The organism is Planctomonas deserti, assembly GCF_003067705.1.
GTDB classification, from domain to species: Bacteria; Actinomycetota; Actinomycetes; order Actinomycetales; family Microbacteriaceae; genus Planctomonas; species Planctomonas deserti.
Window position 1 is genome coordinate 1 of record NZ_QANL01000052.1, and the last position, 708, is coordinate 708.

1 protein-coding gene is annotated in these 708 nt (G+C 62.3%); it reads left to right on the forward strand.

Annotation, left to right across the window (positions count from 1 at the left end; all coding sequences use genetic code 11):
* The coding region (locus tag DAI20_RS17090) for a GTP-binding protein (RefSeq protein WP_240606141.1) at nucleotides 1-708 on the forward strand (708 nt) is incomplete at both ends.

Genomic DNA, 708 nt, shown 5'->3' on the forward strand with positions numbered 1-708 from the left:
ATCACCGGTGCCGCCCAGATGGACGGCGCGATCCTGGTGTGCTCGGCCGCTGACGGCCCGATGCCGCAGACCCGCGAGCACATCCTGCTGTCGCGTCAGGTCGGCGTGCCGTACATCGTCGTGTTCCTGAACAAGGCCGACATGGTTGACGACGCCGAGCTGCTGGAGCTGGTCGAGATGGAAGTTCGCGACCTGCTGAGCACCTACGATTTCCCGGGCGACGACACCCCGATCATCGCCGGTTCGGCCCGTCTGGCGCTGGAAGGCGACCAGAGCGACATCGGCGTGCCGGCCATCCTGAAGCTGGTCGACGCGCTGGACAGCTGGATTCCGGAGCCGGAGCGTGCGATCGACAAGCCGTTCCTGATGCCGGTGGAAGACGTGTTCTCGATCTCGGGCCGCGGCACCGTGGTGACCGGTCGTATCGAGCGCGGCGTGATCAAGGTTGGCGACGAAATCGAAATCGTCGGCATCCGTCCGGTGCAGAAGACCACCGTGACCGGCGTTGAAATGTTCCGCAAGCTGCTGGACCAGGGTCAGGCAGGCGAAAACTGTGGTGTTCTGCTGCGCGGTATCAAGCGTGAAGACATCCAGCGTGGTCAGGTTCTGGCTAAGCCAGGCTCAATCAAGCCACACACCCAGTTCGAGTCAGAAGTTTACGTTCTGTCTAAAGACGAAGGTGGTCGCCATACTCCGTTCTTCAAAGGC